Source organism: Actinosynnema sp. NPDC091369 (assembly GCF_044757065.1).
Classification (GTDB): domain Bacteria; phylum Actinomycetota; class Actinomycetes; order Mycobacteriales; family Pseudonocardiaceae; genus Actinosynnema.
Genome location: NZ_JBIVUG010000008.1, coordinates 169,292 through 193,389, shown reverse-complemented (window position 1 = coordinate 193,389; position 24,098 = coordinate 169,292). Strand labels below are relative to the sequence as shown.

The window sequence follows — 24,098 nt, the reverse complement described above, 5'->3', positions numbered from 1 at the left end:
GCTGGTCGCGAGCTCCCGCATCACTGCCGTCATCGACCGCCTGGTCCGGGTCCGGTACGAGCTCCGGCTCGGTGTGGCGCACGCGTTGTTCGGCGTGCTGCTGCGCGAGCCGGCCAACCCCGACGTCGGCGCGCCCGCTTCCGAGTACTGGCCAGGCGATCCACGCGTCCGACCGAGTCGTGTCGCCCAGCCTTCTCGCCCCGAGGACGGTGACCGCGCCGTTCCGCCGGGCCTGTGGTCGGGATCGGTCTGCTGGGCGTCGTGCGGCGGGAGCGGGTGTGGCGGTGGTTCCTGCGCCGGGCCGTCGGCGTGGACGTGGCGCACCGGCCGGACGCGCGGCTGGTGCCGGCCGTGTTCGCGCGCAGCGCCGGGCACGACGTGACGCTGCGACCGGGCCCTCGGGTGGGTGCTGGACTTCGTCCGGGCGGGCTCCCGGCGGTGACGGGAGCCCGTGCGGGTCACGACCTCACAGGGCCCGCTCCAGGTGCTCGGACATCAGCCGGACGAAGCGGGACGGGTCGGGCAGGTCGCCGCCCTCGGCCAGCAGCGCCATGCCGTGCAGCAGTTCGGCCGACTCGGCGAGGGACGCGTCGTCGCCGCCCCGGTCGGCGAACGCCCGGTGCAGGCCCGACACCAGGGCGTGGTCGGGGTTGAGCTCCAGGATCCGCTTGACCGGCGGCAGCTCCTGCCCCATCGCCCGGTACATCTTCTCCAGGGTCGGGGTCAGGTCGTGGGCGTCGCCGACGACGCACGCGGGCGAGGTGGTCAGGCGCGAGGACAGCCGCACCTCCTTGACCTTGTCGGTCAGGGTGGTCGTCATCCACTCCAGGAACCCGGCGAAGTCCTTCTGCCGCTCCTCGGCCTGCGCCTTCTCCTCCTCCGTCTCCAGGTCGACCTGCCCCTTGGCGATCGACTGGAACGTCTTGTCCTTGAAGCCGGGGACCGCGTCGACCCACATCTCGTCGATCGGGTCGGTGAGGATCAGCACCTCGAAGCCCTTGGCCCGCAGCGCTTCCAGGTGCGGCGAGTTCTCCACGGTGGTCCGCGAGTCGCCGGTCATGTAGTAGATGTGCTGCTGGTCGTCCTTCATCCGCTCGACGTACCGGGCGAGCGTGGTCGGCTTCTCCGGGTCGGCCGTGGAGGCGAACGAGGCGATGTCGAGGATGGCGTCGCGGTTGTCGGGGTCGCTGAGCAGGCCCTCCTTGACCGCGCTGCCGAACTCGCGCCAGAACGTCTCGTACGACTCCGGCTTGTCGGCCATCAGGCCCTTGACGGTCGAGAGCACCTTCTTCACCAGCCGGCGGCGCACGAGCTGGATCTGGCGGTCCTGCTGGAGCAGCTCCCGCGACACGTTCAGCGAGAGGTCCTGGGCGTCCACCACGCCCTTGACGAACCGGAGGTACTCCGGCATCAGCTCTTCGCAGTCCTCCATGATGAAGACGCGCTTGACGTAGAGCTGCACGCCCCGCTTGCGCTCGCGCATGAACAGGTCCAGCGGCGCCTGCGACGGGATGAACAGCAGCGCCTGGTACTCGAAGACGCCCTCGCCGTGCATCCGGATCGTCTCGAGCGGCTTGTTCCAGTCGTGGCTGACGTGCCGGTAGAACTCGGCGTACTCGTCCTCGGTGACCTCGGAGGCGGGCCGCGCCCACAGCGCCTTGCGCGAGTTGATCGTGGTCGGCTCGCCGCCGTCCTCCTTGGCCATCCGGATCGGCCAGGTGATGAAGTCGGCGTACCGCTTGACGATCTCGGTGATCTTCGCGGTCGAGGTGTAGTCGGCCAGGTGGTCCTCGGGGTCGGCCGGCTTGAGGTGGAGGGTGACCGACGTGCCCTGCGGCGCGTCCTCGACGTCCTCGATCGTGTAGGTGCCCTCGCCGGTGGACTCCCACCGGACGCCCTCCGCGCGCGGGTGCCTGGTCACCAGGGTGACCTTGTCGGCGACCATGAACGAGGAGTAGAAGCCGATGCCGAACTGGCCGATGAGGTCCTGCGAGGCGGCGGCGTCCTGGGACTCCTTCAGCTTCTGCAGGAACTCGGCGGTGCCGGACTTGGCGATCGTGCCGATGAGCCCGATCACGTCCTCGCGGGTCATGCCGATGCCGTTGTCGCGGATCGTGAGCGTGCGCGCCTCCCGGTCCACCTCGATGGCGACGTGGAGGTCCGACGTGTCCGCGACCAGGTCCTTGTCGCGGAACGTCTCCAGCCTGAGCTTGTCCAGCGCGTCCGAGGCGTTGGACACCAGCTCGCGCAGGAACGTGTCCTTGTTCGAGTAGACCGAGTGGATCATCAGCCGCAGGAGCTGACGCGCCTCCGACTGGAACTCGAGCGTCTCCACGTTCGTCCTTTCTCTTCCGACCGTCCTCGACCCGTCATCGTATCCAGTGCCGGGCGCGGTGGGGGCACCGCCGAAAACCGGTCGATCGGCCGGGCCGCGGGCCCTATCGTCCACGCGGGGTTCCGGCCGGTGGGAGGGGTAATGCGCACGGCTCACCAGCGCACGGCTCACCAGCGCACGGCCTACCCGCGCACGCCGCACCTGCCGTGGTCGCCCGGGGCGTCGGCGGACGACGTGCGGGTCGCCGACCTCGACGGGCTGCGCGGCCGCGAGGTGGTGGTCACCGAGAAGCTGGACGGCGAGAACACCACCCTCTACGTCGACGGGCTGCACGCCCGGTCGCTCGACTCGGCGCACCACCCGTCCCGGTCGTGGGTCAAGGGGCTCCAGGGCCGGATCGGGGCGCGGCTGCCCGAGGGGTGGCGCGTCTGCGGCGAGAACGTCCACGCACGTCACTCGATCGGGTACGAAGGGCTGGAGAGCTGGTTCTACGGCTTCTCGGTGTGGGACGGCGACCGCTGCCTCGACTGGGACCGGACCGCGCGGTTCCTGCGCGACCTGGGCGTGCCGGTGCCGCCGGTGCTGTGGCGCGGGGTGTTCGACGAGCGCGCGCTGCGGCGGCTGCGGGTCGACACGGCGCGGCAGGAGGGGTTCGTCGTGCGGACCGTGGAGGGGTTCGCGCGCGAGGAGTTCGGGCGGCGGGTGGCGAAGTGGGTGCGCGCGCACCACGTGCGGACCGACACCCACTGGATGACGGCCCCGGTGGTGCAGAACGGGCTCGGACCGTCGTCGGTGCTGTGGGACGTGCGGTCGGGCGCGCCGGTCGACGTGCCGGCGCTGCTCGGAGTGCTCGGGTGCGACGTGGCGGCGGCGGACGTGGAGGCGGCCGAGGCGGTGGCGGCGGAGTCGACCGGGCAGGCCCGGCTGACGGGCGTGCTCGCGGCGGCGCTGCACCGGGTCCGGCGCGGCCGGGTGATGTCGGCGCTGGCCGGTCCGGTCGGGGTCGGGGTGGCGCGGCGGGTCGGTGACGTCGTCGGGCTGCACCGGCTGCTGCACCGGCCGTTCCCGGACGAGGAGCGGCGGGCCGGGTTGCTGCGCCTGTCGACCGCCGTGGACCTGGACGTGCTGCACGCCGTGTCGGCGGCCGTCGCGCCTGACGCGGACGCGCGCGACCAGGTGGCGTGGTCCGCGCTGCACGCCGAGGACGTCGGGTCGTTCGACGGGCTGCGCTCGGGGTTGCGGGACCGCCTGGGTGGTCGGGCCGCGGACCGGTGCTGGGCCGAGGCGCGGGACGCGAGCCTGCGGGCCGGGCGGGTGCTGGGTGTGGAGGAGGCGGTCGCGGCGACGTGGCGGTGGCGGTCCGGCGACTTCCCGGAGCTGGTGCACCTGGTGGGGCTGTCGGGCAGCGGCAAGTCGACGTTCGCCGCCGGGGTGGCCGCGCACACCGCGGTGTCGTTGGACGAGCTGCGCGACGAGGCGGGCGACCGGGCCGACCAGCGGGCGAACGCCGAGGTGCTGCGGGCCGGGCTCGACCGGCTCGACGCCGCGCTGCGCGCCGGCCGGACCGCGGTGTGGGACGCGACGTCGCTGGTCGAGCCGCAGCGGGCGGTGGTGCGCGCGGTCGCGCGGCGGCACGATGCGCTGGTGACGCAGGCGGTGGTGCTGGTCGACGAGCGGGAGGCGGCCCGGCGCAACGCGTCCCGGGCGCACCCCGTGCCGGTCGCCGTGCTCGCCGCGCAGGCCCGCCGGTTCAGCCCGCCGTACCCGTGGCAGGCCCACCGCACCTGGTACGTCGGCGCGGACGGCGTCGTGGACGACGACGGGGAGCCGTGATGCGCACGAGCGAGGAGGTCTACCACCAGGTCCGCTGGGACCCGCGGTTCGACCCGGCGCGGTTCGTGCTGGGCGTGCAGCAGCGCGGGGCGCGGCCCAAGCGGGTGGCGCTGCCCGCGTTCACGCCGGGCGGCGAGGTGCCGTGGCACCGGGTGCTGTTCGTGGAGGCGGACGGCGAGGTGGTGTGGGACCGGGCCGCCGGGCTGGACCGGGTCGGCGAGTCGGGCGCGGGCCGGGTGCGCGCACCGCGCCGCCTGCGCGCACCGCTGTTCACCGCGAGCACACCGCACTCCTGGGACCCGCTGCACGGCTGGGCGCCGGCCGAACCCGCCCGGCCCACCGGCACCTCGGCCGCGGCCTTGCGCGTCCTCACCTGGAACGTGCTGTGGGACCGGTACGACAGCGACCTCATCGACACGGCCCGCCGCCGTCCCCTGCTGCTCGGCGAGCTGGCGGCGGCCGACGCGGACGTCATCGCGTTGCAGGAGGTCGAACCCGACCTGCTCGCCGCGCTCCTCGCCCAGCCGTGGGTGCGGTCCGCCTACACGCTCGACGTCGACCCGACCGGGCCGGACGTCGACCGCACCGGGCTGGTCGTGCTGAGCCGGGTGCCGGTGATCGAGGCGGCGAGGTTCCCGCTCGGCGCGCACAAGGCCGTCGGCGCGGTCGTCGTGGAGACCGCGGGCGGGCCGCTCGTCGTCGCGGCCACCCACCTGACCAGCGACCACACCGCGAACGGCCCGGCCAAGCGGCGGGCCCAGCTCGCCCGGGTCGCGGAGGCGTTCGCCGGGGTGGAGGGCGACGTGGTGCTGGTCGGCGACTTCAACGACGGCGGCGGCCGACCCGGCGCGGCGCTCGGCATGCGCGACGCGTGGCTGGAGGCGCGCGACGACGAGCCGCCCACGTTCGACCCGGTGGTGAACCCGCTGGCCGCGGTGTCGTCGCTGTCGGGTCGGCGGTCGCGGCTGGACCGGGTGTTCGTGCGCGGCCGGGTGCGCTGCGCCGGGGCGGAACTGGTGGGCGACCGGCCCGCCGACGGGCTGTTCGCCTCCGACCACTACGGGGTGCTGGCCCGGTTGGCGGCCGTCGTCCCCGAGGACGGCGACGTGCTCGACTCGCCGCCCACGCCGCGCACCGCCGTGGTGTGGCTGCCGGGGCCGTGGGAGGAGGTCGAGCGGGTTCGCCGCGCGCACGACCGCCGGGCCGACCGCTGGCCGCCGCACGTGACGCTGCTGTTCGGGTTCGTGCCCGAGTCCGACTTCGAGCGGGCCGTGCCGCTGCTGGCCGAGGCGGTCGCCGACGTGCCGCCGTTCCCGGTGCGGGTGGAGGGCGTGCGGGAGTTCGGGCCGGACGTGGTGTGGCTCGACCCGGCCGCGGCGGACGTCGCGCCGTGGACGGCGCTGCACGACGCGGTGCGGCGGCGGTTCCCCGGCTGCCGGACCCGGGACGACTTCACCCCGCACCTCACCGTCGGCGCGTCGCGGCAGGCCGCCGAGGGCGTCGGCCCGCGGTCGGACCGGGTGGCCGAGGTGGTGGTGCTGTCCCGCCGGGGTGACGGGCCGATGCTCCCCCGCGCGGTCGTCGCGCTGGGCACGGGCGAGGTGCGGTGGGTCGAGGAGCCCGCCGCCGCCCCGCCGCCGTCGCTGGACGCCGTGGCCGACCGGGTCACGCGCGCGTTGTCCGACGCGCTGGACGTGGTGCACGTCGTCGGCTCGCGGCGCATGGGGTGCGGGTTGCCCGACGCGGACCTCGACCTGGTGGCCGAGGTGGCGGACCGCGCGACCGCGGCCGAGCGGGTGGCCGCCGCGCTGCCCGACGTCGCGGTCCGGCCGGTGGTCGGCGCGCGGTCGCCGGGGTTCCGGTTCGCGGTGGCGGGTCTGGGGGTGGACCTCGCCGTGGCCGGTGCCGACGGGGTCGCGCTGAGCGCCGTCGGCGACGCCGAGGCGGTCCTGGCGGCGGTCGGCGACCGCGCCGGTGACTTCGCCCGGCTCGCGCGCCTGGTGAAGGCGTGGGCACGGGCGCGCGGGCTGGACTCCGCGCCGTTCGGGGGCGTGCCGGGGCTGGGGTGGGCGGTGCTCGCCGCGCGGACCGTGCGCGAGTGGGACGGGCCGGACCTGGCGGCCGGGTTCTTCGCGACGTGGGCGGCGTGGGACTGGCGCGACCCGGTCGGCCTGGTGGCGTCACCGCCGCGCACCGGGTCGCCGGTGACGGTCATGACGCCGACCGCGCCCGTGCGCTCGTGCACCGAGCAGGTCGGCCCGGGGTTCCGGGACCTGCTGACCGCCGAGCTGTACCGGGCGTGGGAGATCGTGGAGTCGGGGGCTGCCGGGCTGTTGTCGCCGCCGGACGCGCACCGCGCTCACGCCGCGTGGGCGCTGGTCACCGTGCCGCACGACCTCGTCGGCCCGGTGCGCGGCCGGGTGCGGGCGCTGCTCGCGGCGTTGGAGGCGGCGGGGACGCCGGACGCGCACGCGTGGCCGCGCCCGGTGCGGCGCGGTCCGGACGCGGTGCGGTTCGCGATCGGGTTGGGCCGCCGTCCGGTGTCTGCCGCCGTGCTCGCCGATGTGGTTGCCTCGTGGCGGAGCGGGTTGCGCGGTGTGGAGGTCGTCCGGGTGGGCAACGGCGACGTGCCGACCCTGCGCTGAGCCCGGTGTCGGTCGAGGGACGGGGGTTCCCGTGGAGTTCCAGGACGTGGTGCGCCGCAGGCGGATGGTGCGGCGGTTCACCGACGAGCCGGTGTCGGACGAGGCCGTGCGGCGGATCATGCGCAACGCGCTGCGCGGCCCGTCGGCCGGGTACTCGCAGGGTCAGGCGTTCCTCGTGCTGCGGGGCGAGGAGACCGCCGGGTTCTACGAGTCGCTGCGCCACCTGTGGACCTACGACACGGTGAAGACCGCGCCGGTGGTCGTGGTCGCGTTCGCGGTGAAGGACGCCTACCTGGACCGGTACGCCGAGCCCGACAAGGGGTGGACCGACCGCAGCGAGGACCACTGGCCGGTGCCGTTCTGGTACGTCGACACGGGCATGGCGGTGCTGCTGGTGCTGCAGACCGCGGTGGACGAAGGGCTCGGCGCGGTGTACTTCGGCATCGGCGCGGACGACTTCGACCCGCTGCGCGAGAAGTACGGCGTGCCGGCCGACCACGTGCCCATCGGCGCGATCGCGATCGGGCACGGCGCCGAGGACGAGGTCCCGGAGGGCGCGTCGGCCCGGTCGCGCAGGCGCCGGCCGTTCGAGGAGGCCGTGCGCTTCGGGCGCTGGTAGGCGTGCGGTCCGTGCGGTTCCCGTGAGCCCGGGAACCGCACGCGCGCGTCAGCCCAGCTTCTGGCCGTACACCTTCCCGACCTCGATGGTGAGCAGCACCCGCCGGTCGGACACCATGACCGACCGGTACTCGTCCCAGTCGGGGTGCTCGCCCGCGGCGGCGCGGTAGTAGTCCACCAGCGCCTCGACCTCCGGGCCGTGCGGGTCGTCGCCGGGCCCGGTGATCGTCGCCGTGCCCTCCGCCGTGGCCCACCGCCCACCGTCCGCGCTCGTGACCTCCAACGCCACCCGCGGGTCGCGGCGCAGGTTCGCCACCTTGGCCGTGCCCTCGGTGGTCGACACCCTGATCACGCCGGCGTCCCGGTCGTAGGCGGGCGTGATCGGGGACAGCTGCGGCCGGCCGTCGGCCTTGATCGTCGCGAGCACGCCGATCCGGGCCTGCGCGAGCAGCGCGTGCGGGTCGAACCCTGTGTCGGTCATGCCGGCACCAACCCCCGACCCGCGGCCCCGTATTCCGGCACCGCGCATTCCGGCTCACCGCCACCCTTCGGGGTGAACTCCGGCCGGGTGCTCAGGCCAGGAGCGCGCGGAGCCCGTCCCGGTCGGAGGGCAGACCGGCGCGGCGGAACCAGAGCACCGGGTTGGACACCCCTTCCCAGCACTCGTCGTTGTCCACGACCGCCACGAGGAACCGCCGCTGCGCACCGGTGAGTGCCCGCTCCGGGTTGAAGCCCTCGGGGAACGCCCGGACCAGCAGCGGCCCCCAGTCGCGGTCGACGGTGTAGGAGTTGGTCATCCGGGCGACCGCCACCGCGGCGTCGACCACCTCCTCGAACGTGGTGGTCCGCCGCAGCAGCGCCTCGACCAGCGCGAACCGGATTCGGCCGTCGAGCTGCGGCGGGTTCTCCGCGAACCACGAGTCGGCGGCGACCGGGTCGCACAGCGCCGACCGCAGCTCGTCCAGCGCGGCCGGGTCGCCGTCGAGCGCCGCGCCGAGCGCCGCGCAGGCCCGGACGCCGGGGTGGTCGTCGGCCGACAACGACGGTGCGACCACGCCCCAGGCACCGAGGGTCAGCGCGACGCCCGCCCGTTCCACCGGTGTCGCGTGCCGCGCCGCGGCGACCAGCCGGTCGGCCAGGTCGCCGCGCCGGTCGGCCAGGTCGGGCGCGGCGACCAGGTGGGTGACCGCGCCGATCGCGGCCTGGCGCACGGCGGGGTCGCCGTCGTCGAGGAACGGCACGACCCGGGCGTACAGCTCCGGCCGGACGGCCCGGCACGCCTCGACCGCTCGCACCCAGTCGTCATCTTCGTCGTACTCGTCCTCGTCGTCGTCCTCGTAGGCGGCCGAGGCGGCGACGTTCCCCAGCCACTCCAGCAGGGACGCCCGCAGCGGGCGTTCGCGCTCGTCCCACGGAAGTGCGCTCTCGCACCGGATCCGCACGCGCGGGTCGTCCAGGACGCCCGCCACGAACAGCGCGACCGGCGCCGTGGCCGAGCAGATCGTCTCCTGGTGCAGGATCACGGCGTCGAGGTAGGCGAGCACGTCACCGCACACCTCCGCGTCCTCGCTGAGCAGCCCCACCAGTCGTTCCGGGACGTCGCCCGCCGAGTCGTAGGCGTGCGAGAGGCTGTCCCAGTCGGTGTCCTCGAGGACGGCACGGGGTGAGCGCATGCCGTGATCATGCCGCAGGCCCCTGCCGGGACGTCCGGCCCCGGTGACGCCCGGCGGCCGTGGACAGGGACACCGCGAGCGTCGCCAGGAGCAGCAGCATCGCGGTCGGGGCGAGGGCCGCCCAGGGGGCGCGTTCCAGGTACGGCAGGGACTCGGCCAGCATCAGGCCCCACTCCGGCGCGGGCGGCGGGGTGCCCAGGCCCAGGAAACCCAGCGAGGCCAGCGCGAGCGCGATGCCCGGCAGGCGCAGGACGGCGTGCCGGGCGACCGGGCCCGCGACGGCGGGCAGCACGTGCCGGGTCAGCACCCACGTCGGGCCGGCGCCCAGGGCGCGCAGCGCGTCGACGTGCGTGGCCGCCCGGTTCTCCCGGACCAGGGCCGCGGCGTGGGCGGCCAGCGGCGGCCACGAGACCAGGCCCACCGCGACGGACGCGCCCACCGGGCCGGGACCCGCGGTCGCCGCGACCAGGATGCCCGCGATCACCGGCGGCACGGCGTTGGCGGTCTCCGCGACGCCCTCGGCCAGGCCCGGCAGGAAGCCGAGGACCAGCGCCACGGCGAACGAGCACGCGCACACCAGCACCGTGACGGTGAGCGTGGCCGCCGCCCCGTGCCCGACCCGGGCCAGGACGTCGCGGCCCAGCGCGTCCGTGCCCAGCGGGTGCGCCCAGCTCGGCGGCGAGAGCCGGGCGGCCGGGTTCACCCGCAGCGGGTCGCCCAGCAGCCCCCCGCACACGACGACGGCCGGCACGACCGCGCTGACGGCGACGACCACGCGGTGGGACCGGCCGGGAGGCGTCGGCACGGGCGGCGGCGCGGGCAGTGCCGCGGCCCGCAGCGCCGGCCCGAGCATCCACCGCCGGGCGACCGCCACGAGCGCGCCGCCCACCGACCCCAGCAGCACGAGGACGAGCACCGACCCCTGCAACAACGGCAGGTCCTGCGCCTCCGCCGCGCCCAGCGCGGTCCGGCCCAGCCCCGGCACGGCGAACACCACCTCGACCGCGACCGCTCCCCCGGTCAGCCCCACCGCGACCAACCCGAACTGCGGTAGCACGGCCGGCAGGGCACGCCGTGCCGCGGCCCGGCCGATGACACCCGGCGAGCAGCCCCACGACCGCCACAGCGACACCCAGCGCTCCTCGAACACCGCGGGCACCGCGTCGTCCACCAGCCGGCCCAGGATGCCGCCCGCCGGGAGGCCCAGCGCCAACGCGGGCAGCACCAGGTGCCGCGGCCCCTGCCAGCCGTACGGCGGGAACCAGCCCAGCCACACCGACAGCACCACCAGCAGCACCGTCGCCACCAGGAACTCCGGCAGCGCGGCGAGCACGGCCGCCGAAGCGCCGGTGCGCGTCCGGGCCGTCCCCCGCGCGCCGCGCACGAACGTCGTCGCCGACAACGCGCAGGCCGACACCAGCGCCACCACCAGCGCCGCGCCCATCAACGCCAGCGACACGCCCGACGCGGCCAGCACCGACGGCAGCACCTCGCCACCCCCGACCCACGACCGGCCCAGGTCGCCCCGGACCACGCCGCCCAGCCAGTCGCCGAACAACGCGACCGGCCCGGCGTCCAGGCCGAGCTCGCGGCGCACGGCGCCCAGCGCCTCCGCCGTCGGCTCCTGCTCGGCGGACCGGGCGCGCAGCACCGAGAGCGCCGGGTCGCGCCCGGACAGCCACGGCAGCAGCCCGATCACCGCGACGACCGCGGCGAGCCCGCCCGCGCGGGAGGCGAGCGCGATCACCGCAGCCGGGTGGCGGACGTGATCAGCGTGCGCTCGCGCGGGTCCTTGGCCGAGTCGACCACCGACGTCGCGTCGCCCTGGATCACGCGTTCGTGCAGCATCGGGATCGCGGCGTCGGTCCGCAGCACGGCCGCCTCGGCCGCCAGGATCGCGGCCCGGCGCTGGTCGCCCGCCTCGGTCGCGGCGGCGGCGCGCACGGCCGCGTCCACGTCGCCGTCGCAGAGCCGGGCGATGTTGAACGAGCCCGCGCAGGTGAAGTCCGACTGCACGTACGCCACCGGGTCGCCCGAGTCCAGCACGGTCGCCCGGGACAGGATGAACGCGTCGAACTTCCCGGCCAGCGCGTCCTGCTCGATGTGCGCGTACTCGCGGACCACCTGCGTCACGGTGAAACCGGCGTCCTCCAGCTGCTGCTGCAACACGGACGCGACCTCGGGCAGCTCGGCGCGGTCGGAGAAGGTGGCCAGCGTGATCGCCGTCCCGGCCGGGTTCGCGGCCCGCGCGCGTCCGGTGAGCGGTGCGCGTCCGGCGGCGGCCCACGGCAGCGCGGGCCCGAGCAGCCCTTCGGCGACGTCGGCCCGGCCCTCGTAGACGCTGCGCACGATCTCGTCCGCGTCGATCGCCTCCCGTGCGGCGGCACGCAGGCCCGGGTCCTGGAACGGCCCGGACTTCGTGTTCAGGTACAGGGTGTTGGTGCGGGGCATCGGCACCTCGGTGACGGTCGCCGGGTCGAGCAGCGCGGCCTGCGAGACGGGCACGGCCTCGGCGATGTGCGCCTCGCCGGCCCGGATCGCGGCGGCGCGGGCGGTGCCGTCGGGGACGAACGACACGTCGATGCCGTCGGCGGCGGCCTTCGGGCCCCAGTAGCCGTCGTAGCGGTCGAGCGTGGCTGTGGTCGTGCCGTTGACCGCGACCAGCTCGAACGGCCCGGTGCCGGTGCCGACCGGGGTCACCACGCCGTCCGGGCGGTAGGCGCTCTCGGCGAGGATCGCCAACTGCGGCGAGGAGAGCCGTTGCGGGACCAGGGGGTCGGGGGTGCCGGTGGTGACGACGACGGTGTCCCCCGCCGCCGCGGCGGTCAGCTCGACGCCGTCGAGGATGCGCGGCTTGGGTGACGCGGCGGTGGCCCGGGTGAGCGTGTTCGCGACGGCCGCGGCGGTCAGCGCCGTGCCGTCGTGGAAGGTGACGCCCTGGCGGACGGTGAACTCCCAGGCGTGGTTGTCGACCCGCCGCCACCCGGTCGCCAGACCGGGCCGCGCGTTGCCGTCCGCGTCGAGGGTGACCAGCGTTTCCGCGGTGGACCAGCGCGACAGCTTGAACGCGTCGTCGCTGAACGGGGTCAGGCCGGAGCGCGGCGGTTGCAGCATCGCGAGCTTGATCCGACCGCCGGGTCGCTCCGCGTCCGGGGCGGCGAAGCACCCGGTCAACGACAGGGCACAGAGGGCGATCAGGGTGATGCGGTGGCGCACGGGAGACGTCCAAGCGTTCGGTGACAGAGCCCGGCGAACCTAACAAAACGATAATCGTTCCCAGTAGTCGTTGTGGCCACCGCCACCCCGTCCGGGCACGTCGTCACCCGGCCGGCACCGCCCCACCACCGACTACGATCCGCCCATGCGCGAACCCCGGGCGCTCGCCGACCTGCCGTACGCCGCCTACCTCGAAGACCACGACGGGCGGGGCTTGGCGGCGGGTGGTGACTACAACGTCGTCCACATCGCCGACCGGGACTTCCCGAACCCCGCGGCGGGCAACGCGCGGTTCAGCGAGTCGGCGCTGTCGGGTGTCCGGTTCACCGACGGCTCGCTGCGGCGGGCGCGGTTCAACGACGTGTGGCTGCACGGCGCGCAGGTCATCGGCACCGACCTGGCCGAGTCCGGGTGGCTCGACGCGGAGGTGGTGAACAGCGCGTTCGCCGGGGTGGCGATGTTCGAGGCCGGGCTGAGCCGCGTCACGTTCTTCGGCTGCAAGCTCATCTCGGTCAACCTGCGCGGCGCCGTGCTGCGCGACGTCGCGTTCGTCGACTGCGTCCTGCGCGACGTGGACTTCTCCGAAGCCGGGCTGACCGACGTCGCGTTCCCCGGCTCGACGCTGGAAGACCTGCGGTTCGAGGGCGCGACGCTGAAGAAGGTGGACCTGCGCGAGGCGGCCGGGTTGGGCATCCGGGCCGGCCTCACCTCGTTGCGCGGCGCGACCATCACCTTCGCCCAGGCACTGGACCTCGCGCCCTCGTTCGCCCAGGCGCTCGGCATCACCGTCAAGGACTGATCACGGCACGGGCAGCGTGACGCGGAACGTCGCGCCCGCGCCGGGGTGCAGCGGATCGCGTTGCAGGACCAGCGCTTCCTCCGTGGGCAGCGCGACCAGCCGCCGGTCGGTCGCCGCGTGGTGGCCGGGCCCGTGACCACCCGGGTCCGGCCGATCTGGCAGAACTCCGCCCGTGTGGTGCGCGGGTACCGGTGGCCATTCCCCCAGCCGGGCGGTCGGTCACTTCTCCTGGTGGTAGAAGCACACCACGCTGTTGATCGTGAAGTTGTCGTACTCGTTGCCCGGCTTGGGGTCCTTCAGCTTGAGGGCCCGCACCCGGAAGGTGTTCTTGCCGTTGTTGAGCAGGTCGCCGGAGAAGGCCGTGTGCTGGGAGTGCCAGTGGTTCGAGGCTTCCGCCCGCAGCTTCGGATCGGACCAGTGGTTGGCGCGAATGCGCCCGATGAACTGGTCGTTGATCAGGATCTCCGGGGCGTACTCCGACAGGGCGGTGAGACCGATGACGTTGAGCGAGATCACCGCCGGCTTGCCCGTGTAGACGCCGGACGTGTCGAAGTCGGCCCAGAACTCGTGCCCTCCGTCGCCGATCTCGACGAAGCCCTTCACTACCACCTCGAAGTCCGCCAGCACAGTCATGTTCTCCCACCTTCCGCCGTCGAGCCCGGTCGAGTGCAGGAGCAGGCGGATCCGGTCCGTGATACGCCCGGCGCGGTCATTCACCCGATCGAGTGGGCACCCGGAGGACGGGCTCACCGCCGGCTCAGGTGGCGCTCCGCTCGCCCCTCGGCGCGGCGCGCATGCTGAAGTGCAGGTACGGCGTGCCGTCCGGCAGCGTGTAGAAGACCACCGGCGACCACGGCTCGTGCTCGTTGCGGCGGGCGGCGAACAGGCCCTCCTCCACCGGCACGAGCACCGCCTCGGTCACCGCGTTGATCGAGGCCAGCTCGCCGGTGCTCTCGCCGCGCAGGCGCAGCACGCCGTCCCGCTCGCTCACCTCCACGTCGTAGCCCTCGCGCAGGTACGAGCCGACGTACCGGGAGAGGTCCACCGCGGGCGGGTCGGCGGGCGGCTCGAAGGTCGGTACGACGACCCCCGCGTGTTCGGCCAGCAGTTCGGCGAACAGCCGCTCGGAGACCTCGGCGGGCACGCCGCCGTTGGTGAGCAGCACGGCCGCCACCCCGGCCCCGGGCACCACCCGAAGGAACGCCTTCTGCCCGACGGTCGCGCCGTCGTGCCCGATCACCGGGCCGCCGGGCCAGTCGTAGGTGATCCACCCCAGGCCCCAGCACATCCGCGACGCGTGACCCGCGGGCAGCTGCACGAACGGCCGGTGCATCGCGGCCACGTGCTCGGCGGGCAGCACCACCGCGCCGTCCGGCGCCCGGCCGCCGTCCAGGTGCAGGCGGGCGAAGCGGACGACGTCCGCGGCGGTGGCGTTGATCGTGCCGGCCGGTCCGGCGGAGCGGGCCAGGCCCCACACCGGCGCGGGCACCGGCTCCTCGCCGGGCTCGCCGAGGTGGCCCAGCGCGGAGCGGAACCTGAGCACGTCCTCGGGCAGGGTCACGGTGCGGTGCGCGCCGATCGGGTCGAGCAGGCGCTCGCGCAGGGCGACGTCCCACACCTGTCCGGTCAGCACCTCGATGATCCGGCCGAGCACGGTGAACCCGCTGTTGCAGTAGGACATCGTCGCGCCCGGCGGGTGGTTCTGGCCGAGCCGCGCGCACGCCGCGACGTAGGCGGCCACGCAGTCGTCGCCGCGCCCGGTGTCGTGGAAGAAGTCGCCGTCGATGCCGCTGGTGTGCGACAGCAGTTGGCGCGGCGTCACGGTCTTGGTGGCCTCCTCGTCGGCCACGGCGAACTCGGGCAGCACGGTGACGACCGGCGCGTCCAGGTCGAGCGCGCCCTCGGCGACGAGCTGCATGATCAACGTGGCCGTGTAGAGCTTGGTGATCGAGCCGATCTGGAACAGCGAGTCGGTGGTGGCCTCGACGCCGGTGCCGAGGTGCAGCACGCCGGTCGCGCACTCGTGGACCTCGCCGTCGACCAGGACGGCCAGTGAGGCGCCGGGCACCCGGTGCGCCTCGCACAGCTCGGAAAGCCTCCGCTGCCAGTGGTTGATGTCCATCGCCGGCTCCCCCCGGGTGGCGTGAAACTTGCGAAAACGGTTCGCATTGACCCACACCGTACCGATTTCCGTGATCTAAGGCAGGGGTTTGTCGTCGGTCCACCGGTAGTCGGGGGCCCGGTAGTCGCGGATGCGTACGAGCAGCCGGTCCAGGTCGTCTTCCACCAGAAGCATGTCCCGGTACGGCGGCTTGAGGAACCCCTCCTCGACCATGTGGTCGACCATCGCGACCAGGTGGCCGAAGTAGCCGTCGACGTCCAGCAGCGCCACCGGTTTCGCGTGCAGGCCGAGCTGGGCCCACGTCCAGACCTCGAACAGCTCTTCCAGCGTGCCCGCGCCGCCGGGCAGCGCCACGAACGCGTCGGCGAGCTCCGCCATCAACGCCTTGCGCTCGTGCATGGTCGTCACGACGTGCAGTTCCGTGAGATTCCCGTGCGCCACCTCCCACTCGACGAGGCTGCGCGGGATCACCCCGACGACGGAGCCGCCCGCGGCCAGCGCGCCGTCGGCCAGCGCGCCCATCGTGCCGACGCGCCCGCCGCCGTAGACGATCCCGATGCCCCGTTCGGCCAACGCGCGGCCGACCTGCCCGGCGACCTCGACGTGCCGCACCCGCCCGCTGGAGGAACCGCAGAACACGCACACCCGCATGGGCACACGGTAGGTTGGTCGCAGCGGGAGGACATCGTGGACGAACGGCTCCGCGCCAAGTGGGACGAGTACGCGCCCCGGTACGAGAAGGACATTAGGCTGTTCGAGCGGCTCCAGTTCGGCGGCGGCCGGGAGTGGGTCTGCCGCCGGGCCGCGGGCGACGTGCTGGAGATCGCCGTCGGCACCGGCCTCAACCTCCCCCACTACCCGCCCGGCGTGCGGCTGACCGGCCTCGACTTCAGCCCGGCCATGCTCGACCGGGCCCGCGCCCGCGCCGCCGCGCTCGGCCTCGACGTGGCGCTGCGCGAAGGCGACGCCCAGGCCCTGCCGTTCGCCGACGCCTCGTTCGACACGGTCGTGTGCACCCTCGGGCTGTGCGGCATCCCCGACGACCGGGCCGCCATCGCCGAGATGCACCGCGTCCTGCGACCGGGCGGCGCGCTGCTGCTCCTCGACCACGTCGGCAGCCACCACCGGCCGCTCCGGTTCGCCCAGCGCCTGCTGGAGAAGGTGACGCTGCGGCTGATCGGCGACCACCTGACCCGCCGCCCCCTGCCACTGGTGGAGGCGGCGGGCTTCACCGTGCGGCGCAGCCAACGGCTCAAGCTCGGCACGGTGGAACGCCTGGTCGCGGTGAAGGCGGCCGACTAGCGCGTCACCCGGACGGGCCGCGCAGCGCCCGCGCGCCTGGCCCGGACACGGGCGGGATCGGGCGAACCGGGCCGGCGACGCGCGTCGTCGACCGAAAGGTGATCCGCCGGGTGTCCGGGTCCGGGCGAGTCGGCGCTCGTCAGCGGCCCAGGCCCGCGCCGCCGTTGACGCCGATCACCTGGCCCGTCACGTGGCCCGCCTCCGGCGAGGTCAGGAACGCCACCACCGCGGCCACGTCGGCGGGGGTGCCGGCGCGGCCGTTGGCCGGGTTGCCGACCAGCTTCTTGCGCCGCTCCTCCGACAGCGTGCCGCCGAAGAACTCGGTGTCCTCGGTGACGCCCGGCGACACCACGTTGACCGTGATGCCGCGCCCGCCCAGCGCGAACGCCAGGTCGGCCGTCCACGCCTCGACCGCCGCCTTGGCCGCGCCGTAGCTACCCGACCCGCGCCGGGCCGCGATGGAGCCGAGGGTGACCACCCTGGCGTCGTCGGCCAGCCGCGGTTCCAGCGCGGTCGTCACCAGCACGGCGCTGAGCACGTTCGACTCGAAGTTCGCCAGCCACAGCTCGCGCACGTCGGCCAGCCCCTCGGGCGCGGGGCGGCGGCGGGCCGCGTTGCCGCCCGCGTTGTTCACCAGCACGTCCACGCGCTCGGGCAGATCGGCCAGCGCCGCCCGCACCGCCACCGGGTCCGCGGCGTCGAACACGACCGCCCGCGCCCCGATCTCCGCCGCCGCCGCGGTGAGCACGTCCTCGCGCCGGCCGGTGACCACGACGTCCAGCCCCCGCTTGACCAATTCGGCGGCGACCGCCTTGCCGATACCCGTGCCACCACCGGTCACGACCGCTGTTCTCGTCATGCGTGGTTCTTATCAGCCGAATTACCGGTGGTCGATCCGCTTCCCGGACCAATGGGAGTTCACATTCATGACCCGATTCACATCCGTGATTTTCCCACGGTCGGGTGAGTTCATGTCGCACGGTCGAGGCGCACTTTTCCATCGAACGTGGAGTTGACCGACCACGCCCGCCGCCGCCGAACTATGTTCCGACGCCGAAGGCGTTTTCCCCGCACCGGAGGTGTCGTCGTGCAGGTCAACCCGTGGCTGGTCCTCGCGCTCGTGGGCGGTCTGGTGGGCGCGGACCAGGTGCGCGCCGAAGAATCGCCCACCGAGGCCACCGTGGAGGTGCTGACGAAACGGACGTTGATGTCCGCGCCCGCCGCACCCGGCGTCGGTCTCGGGTTCGTCAGCGGCGGCGAACTGCTCCAGCCCGACGGCACCACCCGGATCGGCGAGGGCTATTCGCACTGCGGCGTGATCGCGGTGTCGGTGGCGGTGCCGCCGGAGGTGACCGCGCACTGCACGTCCGCGTTCCGGCTGCCCGACGGCGAGCTGCACCTGTCCGGTCTGCGCAAGTACAAGTCGATCGAGTCCGGTTTCGAGGACACCACCGTCGCGATCACCGGCGGCACCGGCGCCTACGCCACCGCGCGCGGCGAGGGCAAGGTGACGCGGGCCGGCTCGCAGGGCGTCGGCTACCGGTTCGTCTTCACCATCGCCGACAGCTAGTCGACCAGCAGGTCCCCGGACACGGGCACGAGCGGCGCGCGGCGGTTGTCCACCACCGCCAGCGCCGGCCGCGGTCCGCCGCGCCACTGCCCGCCCGCCAGCGGGACCGCGGCCACGCCGGGCGCGGGACCCGCGGTCCAGTCGAGCACACCGGCGATCGTGGCCACCCGCGTGGACGCCAGCACGTCGGCGACCGCACCGGGGCCGTCCGCCTCGCCCACCGCGTGCACGGCCACCTCGAACAACGCGTGCGCGAGCCCGAGCGGCTGGAGCCACGGCGACCCGGTGGCCGCCTCGTACGCGCGCGCCAGGTCGCGCGGCGTCCGCCCGCCCCACCCGACGTGCTCGTGCTCCGGCGTCCACGACACGATCGTGGCGACCCGGTCCAGGCCGTGCCGCGCCACGCCGAACGGGTACGTGAGCCACCGCGAGCACGTCACCAGCCGGGGCCGCCGGGCCCGCACCACGGCGGCCAGGTCGGCGGCCGTCGCGGCACCGGTCACCACCTCCACGTCACCGACCTCGGGCACGACACCGCTGGACTCCCGGTACGGCAGGTCGACCAGGTGGTGCCCGCGCGCGGCGGCGACCGGGGCGAACCACCGGCGCAGCGCGACGCCCTGCGGGCCGTCGTTCCACGCGCAGCCGACGGTCCGCGCCGGGCCCAGCCGCTCCCACAGGTCGGCGAACACGCTCGCGATGTCGTCCACGCCCCAGCAGAAGTGGAACGCGGGGCCCGGCCGCCGACCGGCGTCGAACACCTGCCAGGGCAACGTCGTGGACACGCACGGCACGTCGTGCCCGGCGCAGGCGTCCACCACCGCGGGCAGCGTCGCCGTGCCGCCCAACGTGACCACGACCCGGACCCCCGCCTCCACCAGCGACCGGGTCGCCGCACGGGCCCCTTCCGGCGTCGAGCCGCTGTCGCGCACCACCACCTCGGCGGGCCACGGCAGGGCGGTGGCGACGTACTCCAGCGGCGCGCCGAGCGGCGCGAGGCGTCCGGTCGCCGCGAGGACGACGCCGATCCGGGGCTGTGCCACGGCGGCAACCTAGCGACCGCAGCCGTTCCCCGATCGGGTGATCCCCCGGTGTTCTCAGGCCGGGTCGAGGTCCCACACCTGGTCGGGGGACGGGCCGACCGGGCGCTGCACGACCGGTGCGCCGGCGGCGCCCGTGACGGACAGGGCCAAGCCGGAGTGCGCGAACACGAGCCGGTAGCCCGCAGTGGGGTTGCCGCGCACGCGCAGGGTCTGGTTGATCCCGCTCGACCGCGCGAACTGGATCGCCTGCGTCCCGTCGGCCAGGCTCGACTCCGGCAGGTCGAGCGCCTTGCCGCTGTGGCTCGCGACCAGCTCCCACCCCTGCGGGTTGGCCTCGAACCGCCACCGCTGGTTCGGCGTCCCGGTGTGCGGCCAGCCGATGACCGGCGCGGCGTCGGCCGTCGACGCGTCCAGCACGGCCAGTTCCAGTCCGTTCGCCCGGTTCCGCACGGTGTGGTGGCCGCCCATCACCGGCCCCCGGGCCGCCGACGGCAGCGGCACGACGAGGTCGCCGAACCACGCCGGCCCGGCCACGTACCGCCGGCTCAGCAGGCCGTCGTAGAACCCGCCCGCGGGCGGGCAGTCCACCGGGCCGTTCGGGCAGATGTCGCCGTCGCGCACCGCGTACGTCCGGAACACCGCCCGCTTGAACGCCGCGTCGGCCGCGTCGAGGTTCGCCGGCTCGTCGCGGATCGTGTAGTCGCGGTAGTGGACGACCTCCGGGTTCGACGGCACGTCCTGCAACGCGGTCCCCACGAGCCGGGCCGTGGCGACGTGGTCGCGGTGGAAGGAGAAGTCCTCCAGCGGCCGGGCGGCGGTGTGCTGCCCGTGCAGGTCCGCGGTCGGGTCGGTGGTGCGGACGACGTCCGGCGCGAAGTCCGCGATCACCGCGCGCAGGTAGGCGACGAGCTGCGCGCGGCCGGTCGTCCGGGCGGGCGCGTGGTCGAGCGGGCGGCCGGTCAGCGGCTGGTCGCGGGCGTACAGCAGCCACAGCCGGTTCGGCGGCGCGGTGGCGTTGTCCGGCAACCGGTTCTCCAGGATCGACACCCGCGGGCCCAACGTCCACAGCGTGGCCGCGAGGTTCCCGGCCGAGTGCGCGTACGACCGCCACGGCGTGCCGGTCAGGCCCGCCGCCTGCGCGTACGCCTCCCGGACGCCGAGTTCGCGTTGCTCCATGTACGTCGGGTACGTGTGGTAGTCCGACGCCACGAGGAACACCGTGCGGACGACCGCGCCGTCGCGCAGGTCCGCCATCAGGTCCGGGCTCAGGAAAAGCAGGTCGTCGTCGTGGTGCGCCACGACGTTCAGCACTCTGGTCACCGACATCACCCCGTCTCTGGTCCTGTGGTGGATGTCGTTCGAATGGCGGTCGGTGTTAGGAATCCCGTGCCCTACCGTGGATCCGGGGCGCATCGGCAGCAACACGCGGGCGTCGGGCGGGGTCGCAGCGGCGCGAGGGGGCGTCATGCGGTGGTGGGTTCGTCGTACCGCGGCGGTTCTGGTCCTGGTCCTGGTGTCCGGCACGGGCGCCGCGCCGCGTGCCGCCACCCGGCAGCCCGCCTGGCGCGACGCGGCCGTGCCGCTGGAGCAGCGGGTGACGATCCTGCTCTCCCAGCTGACCCTGGACGAGCAGGCGCGCTTGTTGCGCGGCATCACCACGCCCGCGGGCGAGCACGCGGTCGGGTACGTCGCGGGTGTGCCGCGGCTCGGCATCCCGCCGCTGCGGCTCACCGACGGCCCCGCCGGCGTCCGCGACGGCCTGCCCGCCACCGCGATGCCGGCGCCCGTGTCGCTGGCCGCCACGTTCGACCGCGCGGTGGCCGCCGAGGCGGGTGGCCTGGTCGGTCGCGAGGTCAAGGCGCGCGGCTACCAGGTGCTGTACTCGCCGATGGTCAACATCGTCCGGGTGCCGCAGGCCGGGCGGAATTTCGAGACCTACGGCGAGGACCCGCACCTCGCGGGGCAGCTCGCCGCGAGCTACGTCGCCGGCGTGCAGGGGCAGCGGGTCGCCGCCCAGGTCAAGCACGTCGCCGCGAACAACCAGGAGGAGGGCAGGCTGTGGACGTCGTCCGGAGTGGACGACCGCACCCTGCGCGAGGTCTACCTCCCGGCGTTCGAGACGGCGGTGCGCCGGGGCGGGGTCTGGTCGGCGATGTGCGCCTACAACCAGGTCAACGGGTCCTGGGCGTGCGAGAGCTTCCCGCTGCTGAACGACGCGCTGCGGGACCGGTGGGGTTTCGACGGCGCGGTCGGCTCGGACTACCCGGCCACCCACTCGGGTGTGCCGTCCGCGCTGGCCGGCCTGGACCAGGAGTTCGGCGGCTCGTCGCACTACGCGGGACTGGCCGACGCGGTGCGCTCCGGCGCGCTGGCGCGGCCCGCGTTCGAGGACAACGTGCGCCGGGTGCTGCGGTTGATGATGCGCACCGGGCTGCTGGACGGCGATCCCCGCCCGGTGGTCGACCCGGCCGCGCACGCGGCGGTCGCACGCCGGCACGCCGCGGCGGGCATGGTGCTGCTGCGCGACGACCGCTCGCTGCTGCCGTTGACCACCGGCCGGACCGTGGCCGTGTCCGGCTGGTACGCCGACGTCGCGCACACCGGCGGCAAGGGCAGCTCGTACGTCACGCCGTACCCGGAGCACACCGTGACGCCGTTGGACGGCCTGCGGGCCCGCGTCGGCGCCGGTCTGACGTACACGCCCGGGTCGCGCCCGACGCCGTTCACCGTGCCGGCGGAGGCGTTGTCCGACCTGCGCGTGGACTTCTACGCCAACCGCGACCTGGCGGGGGCGCCGGTGGCGTCGGCCGCGCCCGCCTCGATCGACTTCGACTGGGCGGGCGGCGCGCCCGCGCCCGCCGTGCCGCCCGACCACTGGTCGGCCCGCTTCACCGGCACCCTGACCGTGCCCGCGACCGGCGCCTACGACCTCGCGATCACCAGCGACGACGGCAGCAGGCTCTTCCTCGACGGCGCGCTCGCCGTGGACAACTGGGGCGACCACGCCACGCGGACCCGGTCGACCCGCGTCGCGCTCCAGGCCGGCACCCGGTACCGGGTCCAGGTCGACTACTACGAGGCCGCGGGCGATGCCGGGCTCCGCTTCGGCTGGTACACCCCGGCCGAGGCCGACCCGGAGCTGCGCCGGGCGGTCGACGCGGCGCGGGCCGCGGACGTCGCCGTGGTGATGGTCGGCGACGACAGCACCGAGGGCGCGGACCGGCCGTCGATCGACCTGCCCGGCAACCAGGACGCGCTGGTCGCCGCGGTCACCGCCGCCAACCCGAACGCGGTCGTGGTGCTGGAGACCGGCGGCCCGGTGACCATGCCGTGGCTGCCCGCCGCGCACACCGTGCTCCAAGCCTGGTACCCCGGCGAGCAGGGCGGGCACGCGGTGGCCGACGTCCTGTTCGGCGCGGCGGAGCCGGGCGGTCGGCTGCCGGTGACGTTCCCGACCGGTCTCGACGCCACCCCGATCACCTCGCCCGCGCAGTACCCCGGCGAGGGCGGCGTGGTCGGGTACTCGGAGGGCCTGCGGGTCGGCTACCGCTGGTACGACGCCACCGGCACCGCGCCGCTGTTCCCGTTCGGGCACGGCCTGTCCTACACCTCGTTCCGCTACGCCGACCTGGCCGTGACGCCGTCCGGGCAGGCGGTCACCGTGTCGTTCGACGTGACCAACACCGGCGGCCGGGCGGGCTCGGCGGTGCCGCAGGTGTACGTCGGCTACCCGGACGGCGCGGGCGAGCCGCCTCGGCAAATGCGCGGCTTCACCAAGGTCGCGCTGGCGGCCGGCGCGACCACCCGCGTGTCGGTCGAGCTGGACCACCGGTCGTTCGCGGTGTGGGACCCGGCCGAGCGGTCGTTCCGGGTGCCGGCCGGGACGTACGCGATCAGCGTGGGCGCGTCGTCCCGGGACGTCCGGCTCACCGGGAGCGTGGCCCGGCAGGGCGAGCGGATACCGGACGGCGCCACCGGCCGGGTGGTGCACGCCGGGTCGTGCCTGGACGTGGCCGACGCGAACGACGCGCCCGGCACCCCCGTGCAGCTGTGGGCCTGCAACGGCACGGCCGCGCAGCGGTGGACGGTGACGCCGGAGGGCGAGGTGCGGGCGATGGGCCGGTGCCTCGCGCCCGCCGGGGACGCGGTCGTGCTGGCCGACTGCGGCGGCCGGCGGTGGTCGGTGGCCGACGGCGGGCCGCTCAGGTCCGGTGACCGGTGCCTGGACCCGTCCACCGGCGCGCTGCGGCTCGCGCCGTGCACGGGCGGCGCCGAGCAGGCGTGGCAGCCGCCGCGACCGGCCGACCGGATCACCGGCATCGGCGGGCAGTGCGTCGACGTGGACGGCGCGAGCACGGCGAACGGGACGGTCGTCTGGCTGTTCCGCTGCAACGGCACCGGCGCGCAGGACTTCAAGCTGGACGCGGACGGGTCGGTGCGCGTGGTGGGCAAGTGCCTGGACGTGACCAACGGGTGGACCGACCCGGGCACGCCGGTGCAGCTGTGGGACTGCAACGGCACGGGCGCGCAGCAGTGGCGGGTCCAGCCCGGCGGCGTGCTGCTCAACCCCCGGTCCGGCCGGTGCCTGGACGCCCGCGACGGCGTGCCGCACGACTTCACCCGGTTGCAGGTCTGGGACTGCAACGGCACCGCGGCGCAATCCTGGGTGCTGCCCCGCCGCTGACCGGGCGACGCTTTCGCGAACCGGTGTCGTCGAATTCATTCGACGGATCCGTCGAATGACGGACGGGTCCACCGTCGAATGCGGTCGACTTCCCCGGACGATTCCGAAATGGCCGCGATCGGCGCCGAGTCGATTACCGTCGAAACCCTTGCGTCACCGATCCGTTACCGCCAACATCATGCGAGGCAGCGCTGGAACACGCCGCCGCGCCCGGTCCGACGGTCGTGGCGCGCGGGTGCGCCGTGCGGTGATCGGCGC

General features: G+C 74.6%; 18 protein-coding genes. 7 read left to right on the top strand and 11 right to left on the bottom strand.

Features of this window, described 5'->3' with window-relative positions:
- Positions 1-466 precede the first annotated feature (466 nt).
- The gene (htpG, locus tag ACIQMJ_RS28390) at positions 467-2,287 is read right to left on the bottom strand and encodes a molecular chaperone HtpG (protein WP_499764137.1); all 1,821 of its coding nucleotides are present in this window, start codon (positions 2,285-2,287) and stop codon (positions 467-469) included.
- 189 nt (positions 2,288-2,476) lie between these two features.
- Between htpG and ACIQMJ_RS28385 the strand changes: the two genes are divergently transcribed.
- Genes ACIQMJ_RS28385 through ACIQMJ_RS28375 form a run of 3 tightly spaced genes read left to right on the top strand, consistent with a single transcriptional unit; the run spans position 2,477 to position 7,432 of the window.
- Positions 2,477-4,168: an RNA ligase family protein gene (locus tag ACIQMJ_RS28385; RefSeq protein ID WP_499764060.1), complete on the top strand. Its 1,692-nt coding sequence runs from the start codon at positions 2,477-2,479 to the stop codon at positions 4,166-4,168.
- Complete coding sequence (locus ACIQMJ_RS28380; RefSeq protein WP_499764059.1) at positions 4,168-6,813, top strand: RNA repair domain-containing protein; 2,646 nt, start codon at positions 4,168-4,170, stop codon at positions 6,811-6,813. Before ACIQMJ_RS28385 ends, ACIQMJ_RS28380 begins: the two co-directional genes overlap by 1 nt.
- Positions 6,814-6,844: 31 nt before the next feature.
- Positions 6,845-7,432 carry a nitroreductase family protein gene (locus ACIQMJ_RS28375; protein WP_499764058.1) on the top strand — a complete coding sequence of 196 codons (588 nt, stop codon included), beginning with the start codon at positions 6,845-6,847 and terminating at the stop codon, positions 7,430-7,432.
- Between the two features lie 48 nt (positions 7,433-7,480).
- Here the strand turns inward: ACIQMJ_RS28375 and ACIQMJ_RS28370 are convergent, their stop codons facing one another.
- The 4 genes from ACIQMJ_RS28370 to ACIQMJ_RS28355 form a co-directional block, all read right to left on the bottom strand.
- A complete protein-coding gene (locus ACIQMJ_RS28370) occupies positions 7,481-7,912 on the bottom strand; it encodes a PPOX class F420-dependent oxidoreductase (protein WP_499764057.1) in 432 nt (143 codons plus the stop codon).
- A 91-nt stretch (positions 7,913-8,003) separates the two neighbouring features.
- Positions 8,004-9,104: a hypothetical protein gene (locus ACIQMJ_RS28365; RefSeq protein ID WP_499764056.1), complete on the bottom strand. Its 1,101-nt coding sequence runs from the start codon at positions 9,102-9,104 to the stop codon at positions 8,004-8,006.
- A gap of 7 nt (positions 9,105-9,111) precedes the next feature.
- Positions 9,112-10,851: an ABC transporter permease subunit gene (locus ACIQMJ_RS28360; RefSeq protein ID WP_499764055.1), complete on the bottom strand. Its 1,740-nt coding sequence runs from the start codon at positions 10,849-10,851 to the stop codon at positions 9,112-9,114.
- On the bottom strand, positions 10,848-12,320 hold the full coding sequence (locus ACIQMJ_RS28355; protein ID WP_499764054.1) for an ABC transporter substrate-binding protein: 1,473 nt from the start codon (positions 12,318-12,320) through the stop codon (positions 10,848-10,850). The genes ACIQMJ_RS28360 and ACIQMJ_RS28355 overlap by 4 nt, the downstream gene beginning before the upstream one ends.
- Before the next feature lie 145 nt (positions 12,321-12,465).
- On the opposite strand from ACIQMJ_RS28355, the gene ACIQMJ_RS28350 reads away from it, so the two are divergent.
- A complete protein-coding gene (locus ACIQMJ_RS28350) occupies positions 12,466-13,119 on the top strand; it encodes a pentapeptide repeat-containing protein (protein ID WP_499764053.1) in 654 nt (217 codons plus the stop codon).
- A gap of 219 nt (positions 13,120-13,338) precedes the next feature.
- Here the strand turns inward: ACIQMJ_RS28350 and ACIQMJ_RS28345 are convergent, their stop codons facing one another.
- From ACIQMJ_RS28345 to ACIQMJ_RS28335, 3 genes are all read right to left on the bottom strand, one after another.
- Positions 13,339-13,752: a hypothetical protein gene (locus ACIQMJ_RS28345; RefSeq protein WP_499764052.1), complete on the bottom strand. Its 414-nt coding sequence runs from the start codon at positions 13,750-13,752 to the stop codon at positions 13,339-13,341.
- A 124-nt stretch (positions 13,753-13,876) separates the two neighbouring features.
- On the bottom strand, positions 13,877-15,241 hold the full coding sequence (locus tag ACIQMJ_RS28340) for a serine hydrolase domain-containing protein (RefSeq protein ID WP_499764051.1): 1,365 nt from the start codon (positions 15,239-15,241) through the stop codon (positions 13,877-13,879).
- Between the two features lie 75 nt (positions 15,242-15,316).
- A complete protein-coding gene (locus ACIQMJ_RS28335) occupies positions 15,317-15,892 on the bottom strand; it encodes an LOG family protein (RefSeq protein WP_499764050.1) in 576 nt (191 codons plus the stop codon).
- A 36-nt stretch (positions 15,893-15,928) separates the two neighbouring features.
- On the opposite strand from ACIQMJ_RS28335, the gene ACIQMJ_RS28330 reads away from it, so the two are divergent.
- Positions 15,929-16,543: a class I SAM-dependent methyltransferase gene (locus ACIQMJ_RS28330; RefSeq protein ID WP_499764049.1), complete on the top strand. Its 615-nt coding sequence runs from the start codon at positions 15,929-15,931 to the stop codon at positions 16,541-16,543.
- A gap of 139 nt (positions 16,544-16,682) precedes the next feature.
- Here ACIQMJ_RS28330 and ACIQMJ_RS28325 read toward each other — a convergent pair whose 3' ends face one another.
- Positions 16,683-17,402, bottom strand: a complete 720-nt coding sequence (locus ACIQMJ_RS28325; protein ID WP_499764048.1) for an SDR family NAD(P)-dependent oxidoreductase — start codon at positions 17,400-17,402, stop codon at positions 16,683-16,685.
- Between the two features lie 228 nt (positions 17,403-17,630).
- Between ACIQMJ_RS28325 and ACIQMJ_RS28320 the strand changes: the two genes are divergently transcribed.
- A complete protein-coding gene (locus ACIQMJ_RS28320; RefSeq protein WP_499764047.1) occupies positions 17,631-18,113 on the top strand; it encodes an allene oxide cyclase barrel-like domain-containing protein in 483 nt (160 codons plus the stop codon).
- On the opposite strand, the gene ACIQMJ_RS28315 is transcribed toward ACIQMJ_RS28320, so the two are convergent.
- Together ACIQMJ_RS28315 and ACIQMJ_RS28310 are read right to left on the bottom strand one after the other, a co-directional pair.
- Positions 18,110-19,156, bottom strand: a complete 1,047-nt coding sequence (locus tag ACIQMJ_RS28315) for an ABC transporter substrate-binding protein (protein WP_499764046.1) — start codon at positions 19,154-19,156, stop codon at positions 18,110-18,112. The two genes, ACIQMJ_RS28320 and ACIQMJ_RS28315, sit on opposite strands and share 4 nt — an antisense overlap.
- Positions 19,157-19,210: 54 nt before the next feature.
- Positions 19,211-20,476 (bottom strand): RICIN domain-containing protein, encoded by a 1,266-nt coding sequence (locus ACIQMJ_RS28310; RefSeq protein WP_499764045.1) that lies wholly within the window; start codon positions 20,474-20,476, stop codon positions 19,211-19,213.
- 145 nt (positions 20,477-20,621) lie between these two features.
- On the opposite strand from ACIQMJ_RS28310, the gene ACIQMJ_RS28305 reads away from it, so the two are divergent.
- Positions 20,622-23,840 (top strand): glycoside hydrolase family 3 C-terminal domain-containing protein, encoded by a 3,219-nt coding sequence (locus ACIQMJ_RS28305; protein WP_499764044.1) that lies wholly within the window; start codon positions 20,622-20,624, stop codon positions 23,838-23,840.
- Positions 23,841-24,098 lie beyond the last annotated feature (258 nt).